The following is a 4,825-nucleotide window of genomic DNA, read 5'->3' on the forward strand; positions in this document are numbered from 1 at the left end:
TGCTCGCCTACGACCCGGGCATCCAGCCGAACGAGGGCGGCCTGCCCGGCCTCGCGGTCCTCAAGCAGGTGATGGGCAGCATCAACCTGTTCGGCATCATCGCCGTCGTCGGCGCGCTCGCGGTGAGCGCCGGGGTGTGGGCCTGGGGCCACCACTCCGGTGGCCACCAGGCCGAGGCCAACGGCAAGAAGGGCGTCCTGGTCAGTGCTGGCGCGGCCCTGCTGCTCGGCGCGGCGAACGGCGTCGTCGCCTTCTTCTCGACGCTCGGCGGCCAGGTCCACTGATGCGCAAGCGTTCCTCAGCCGCTGACCGTGGCGGCAACCCCGGTGGCGCATCTAGCGTGCGCCGCCGGGCGCTGCTCGGCACCGCCGCCCTGGCCGTGCTCGTCGCCCTCGCCGGCCTGCTCGCGTTTCTCACCCGCGACGGCAGGACGTCCGCCAAGGGTCGTTCCGTCACCGTGAGTTCCGCGTCCTCCCCTTCCACCGCTGCGGCTTCGGCCGCACCCGGTGATCGCGCTGCCCTTCCCGTCCCGCCCGCCACCCACGATCCGATCGTCTTCGGCAAGGCGGCGGCGTCAGCGCTGTGGTCGTACGACACGCGGTCGTACGCGCAGCCCGAGTTGCTGGCCGCGCTGCGCGAGTGGATGACGTCAGAGGCGAAGTACGCCGATACCGCCTCGGTCGATGCACTGGTGCCCTCGCCTGTGCTGTGGGGCCGGATGGCTGACAACGGCCAGTACGCGACCGCGAGCGTCAGCGAGGCACACTTCCCGGCCTCCTTCAGCCAGGCCCTGCAGGCCGATCCGGGGGCGATCACGCAGGCGTACGTCTACGCCGTCACCGTCTCCGGTCAGCAGTCGATCGGCTGGAACGGCTCGCCCGCCGGCGGTGCCGAGGCGCGCTCGACGACTCTCGCCGTGCAGTGCCGCCCGTCCCAGAACTGCGCTCTCGTCGGCGTCTTCCCGACGGTCTCTCCCTGACCCCGTCCTGAAAGGAGGTGCCCACCATGGGTGTCTGCGACCTTCCCCTGATGAGCCAGGTGTGCGATGCGGCCAACTTCGTCTCCGATCCGGGCAAGTCGATCACCGATGGCATCGGCGCGTGGATCGCCAAGTCCGCGGGTGAGCTGGCCTCCAGCGCGGCTGACCTCGCCGCCAAGGCCGTCAACGCGACCACCAGCATCGACCTCAACGCCTCGTGGTTTCGCGACGACTACGCGCTGCTGCTGCCCATCGGGCTGTCAATCATCGTCGGCACGTTCTGCATCCAGCTGATGTTCGCGGCCTGGCGCAGGGACGAACGCGCCCTCGCCCAGGCCGCGATCGGCACCATGACCGGCGTCCTGTTCTCCTTCTCCGCGATCTCCTTCACCAGCGTGGCGATCACCGTGGTGGACGCGCTGAGCGACGGCCTGTTCCAAGCCGCCAACACGTCGGTGGAGGACGCGATCCGCCGTGTTGTGAAGGTGACCGAACTCGGCGCGATGTTCAGTCTCGGCTGGTGCGTGCCGGCGTTGGTGGCCCTGGGCTGTGCGATCGGGGCATTCCTCTACTGGTGCACGATGGTGGCCCGCAAAGTGGGCGTTCTGATCCTGGTGGCCCTCGCGGTCTTCGCGGGCAGCGGCGGCGGCTGGGAGGTCGCCAAGCGCTGGCGACGCGGCTGGATCGAGGCCACCGCCACGCTGGTGGTCAGCAAGCTGCTGATGACCGTGGTGTTCCTGATCGGGGTCTCCGCGATGGGCAAGTCGGATACCAGCGACGGCATGTCGGCCCTGTCCGATGCGATGGCCGGCATCGTCGTGATGGTCCTCGTCCTGCTCTGCCCCTACGCGACGTACAGGTTCGTCCACTGGGCGACGGACAACGGCGGCCATGACGACCTGCACCGCACCGGCGTCGCCGGGATGGCGGTCGCCGCAGGTGCGGCCAAGACCGCGGGCAGCCTGGCGATGCAGGTGGGCACCGGCACGCCCGCACCGCAGGGTCCGGCCCAGGTTCCGGGCATGGGCCAGGACGGTGTCGCCTCGGGGATCGACCCGTCCGGTCGGTTCAGCAAGGAAGGCATCGACGGCGGAGCGCCGAGCACTCCGAACACCTTCCGCTTCGGCGAGAACCCGAGCGCGGGTGGCGACCGCGGCCGTGGCCTCGTCCAGCGCCCGGGCATCCCCGCCCTCATCACCCGGCCACCCGGCGGTGAGGGCGATTCCGGCACGGAGTCGGGCGGCTCTGCCGGCCAGAGCCCCACTTCGCCTGCCCAGGGCTCACCGGTGGGCCGACGTTCAGGGGCCACCGCCCACGCTCCGGACTCCTCAGGCACCGCACCGAGCTCGCCCCCGGCTCCGTCGGTCGGTGAACTGCCACCGCAGGGCTCGCCAGCACCGCAGCGCTGGGCCTTCCCCCAGCAGCCACCCTCCGGTGCCTGATCGCCCACGTCCTCGGGGCGGGCTGCCGGCCGCACGGCCCGCACCCCGCCCCGCAGCCCCCATCCGCCCGCTCACACCCCCTGGATCTCGATGTCTGACACCCCTCCCGCCACGGTGAAATTCCCGCACCGTTCCAAGCGCGGCATCCTGCTCGGCCTGACCGCCGCCCAACTGATCGTCGCCTCCCTCGCCGGCCTCTTCCTACTCGCCGTCGTTCTCACCCGCGGCGTGGTCGGCGCCATCGAACTCATCCCACTGTGGGCCGCCGTCGCCCTGTTCGTCCTCCTTCGCCACCGAGGCCGCTCCCTGGCCGACTGGGCGCCCATCGTCACCCTCTACGCGCTGCGGCGCCTGCGCGGTCAGCTGGTCTGGCTCGCCCGGCCTTCCCGGCGGCCGGTGCGCGAGGGCCTGCTGCACCTGCCCGGCACCGCCGCCAGCCTGCGAGTCGTCACGGCACCCGACCGCCGGTACGGCGCGGTCCACGACCCGCGCGCCGGGACGCTGACCGCGGTCGTCAAGGTCAGCAGCCGCGCCTACGCGCTGCTCGACCCCGCCACCCAGAACACCAACGTCAACGGGTGGGGCCGCGCGCTGGCCGCGCTCGCCCGCACCGGGCACATCGCCCGCATCCAGGTGATCGAACGCACGATGCCGGCCTCGGGCGATGCGCTGCGGCGCTACTGGGAGAAGACCGGCAACCCCGACGCGCCGATCGCCGGTCAGATCTACAGCGAGCTGGTCAAGAACGCCGGACCGGCCGCCGCCCCGCACGAGGCATACGTCGCCATCGCGCTGGACTTCAAGGCAGCCCGGCGGCTGATCAACCAGGCCGGCGGCGGCCTCGCCGGAGGCGTCTCGGTGCTGGCCCAGCTGACCGCCACCTTCGACCAGGCCGCCCGCACCGCAGGCCTCAACCCGGTCGGCTGGCTGCCCGCCACCGAGATCGCAGCCGCTGTGCGAACCGCGTACGACCCCAAGTCCCTCACCGGGCTGGAGCGCTGGTCCTCCTCCGGCCGCCCGGAAGCCGACCCCGCCGCCGCGGGCCCCGTGGTCGTGATCGAGAAGGCCGGCCACATCGCCACCGACTCCGCCGTCCACTGCACCTACTGGGTCGAAAACTGGCCGCGCACCGAGACCAGCCCCGGGTTCCTGCACCAGCTGCTCTTCAGCAGCGGGGTCCAACGCACCCTCTCCCTGGCCTACGAGCCCAAGGGCCTGGACGCGGCCATGCGCGACGTCCAACGCAAGAAGGCCAGCATCATCGCGGACTCGGCCGAGCGCGCCCGCCGGGGCCAGGTCGACAGCGAAGCCGACTCGGTCGAGTACCAGGACGTCAAGCAGCGCGAACGCCAGCTCATCGCCGGCCACGCCGACATCGCCCTGACCGGCCTGCTAACCGTCAGCGCCGACACCGAAGACGAACTACGCTCGGCCTGCGCCGTCGTGGAGACCGCCGCCGTCGCCGCCCAGCTGGACCTTCGCCCACTCACCTGGCAGCAGGCCGAGGCGTTCACCGCCGCCGCGCTCCCCCTCGCCCTCGCCGCCTGAACCGCCACCCCTCCCCTGGAATGAGCACCGCCATGCCCCGCACCAACACTCCCCTCGCGGAGGACTTCCTGCCCTTCGCGACCGCGGCGGTCGACTTCCACCGCACGCTCAACATCCCCGCAGGCCCCCTCGTCGCCTCACGCGCCGAGCTGGACAACCTGCACGCCCACCTCGTCTCCCTCCACGCCCTGCTCGACGCCCACGCCAGCCGCACCCGAGCGCCCGTGCCGATGGAGGGCGAGCAGCTGCGGGCCGCCCGCACCCGGATCTGGCAGGTGGCCGACCACGTGCACGCCGCCTACCACGCGTCCCCCCGGCCCGGCAGCGGCGAGGTGCCCGACCGCGAGGCGTGCCAGGCCGGCCTTCCCGAAGGAGCGCCCGAGCTGACGATCTGCCAGCGCCACCAGCGCACCGCCCACCGCGTTCGGCGCCAGACCACCCTGGCCAACTTGCACTCCCCCTTCACCGGCCTCGTCCGCCACTGACCAGCACTGGAGCCACCCCATGCCCAAGACCCGCGCCAGCGCCAGCCCCCTGTTCGTCCCCCGCAAGTCCTCCCGTTCAGTGGCGCGTGCCGCTCGCCGCGACTTCCACCAGGCCCGCCACAAGGCCCGCGTCGCCGAGGCCCCGCCCCAGCGCACGGCGGAGGGACTCGCCCCGGAGCTCCGGGCGACCTACCCGCCGACAGGGCGACCGGGTCCGACCTCGGCCCGTGGCGGGAAGGTGCGCCTGCCCGCCCACCGGATGACCACCGCGGTGGCGAGCGGGGCCTACCCCTTCCTGGCCGAGGGCGGCCTGGGCTCGGAGGGGATGTTCGTCGGCCGGGACGTCCATGCCGAAGGCTCGTTCTGCTTCG

The 4,825-nt window shown here is 72.3% G+C and carries 5 protein-coding genes and 1 pseudogene; all 6 read left to right on the forward strand.

Going from position 1 to position 4,825, the window contains the following annotated elements:
• The coding region (locus tag ABD323_RS39495) for a DUF6112 family protein (RefSeq protein WP_344446938.1) at positions 1 to 284 on the forward strand (284 nt) is incomplete at its 5' end.
• Positions 285 to 340: 56 nt separating this feature from the next.
• Entirely contained in the window at positions 341 to 979 is a 639-nt protein-coding gene (locus tag ABD323_RS39500; RefSeq protein WP_425556318.1) for a hypothetical protein, read from the forward strand.
• 26 nt (positions 980 to 1,005) lie between these two features.
• Positions 1,006 to 2,421, forward strand: coding sequence for an SCO6881 family protein (locus ABD323_RS39505; protein WP_344446940.1), 1,416 nt, complete (start codon positions 1,006 to 1,008; stop codon positions 2,419 to 2,421).
• A 90-nt stretch (positions 2,422 to 2,511) separates the two neighbouring features.
• Positions 2,512 to 3,969 carry an SCO6880 family protein gene (locus ABD323_RS39510; protein WP_344446941.1) on the forward strand — a complete coding sequence of 486 codons (1,458 nt, stop codon included), beginning with the start codon at positions 2,512 to 2,514 and terminating at the stop codon, positions 3,967 to 3,969.
• A gap of 32 nt (positions 3,970 to 4,001) precedes the next feature.
• Entirely contained in the window at positions 4,002 to 4,454 is a 453-nt protein-coding gene (locus ABD323_RS39515) for a DUF6238 family protein (RefSeq protein WP_344446942.1), read from the forward strand.
• A gap of 19 nt (positions 4,455 to 4,473) precedes the next feature.
• A pseudogene (locus ABD323_RS39520) lies at positions 4,474 to 4,825 on the forward strand (ATP-binding protein); the annotation flags it as partial.

Origin of the sequence: Kitasatospora nipponensis (assembly GCF_039528135.1) — a bacterium.
In the GTDB taxonomy this organism is placed as follows: Bacteria; Actinomycetota; Actinomycetes; order Streptomycetales; family Streptomycetaceae; genus Kitasatospora; species Kitasatospora nipponensis.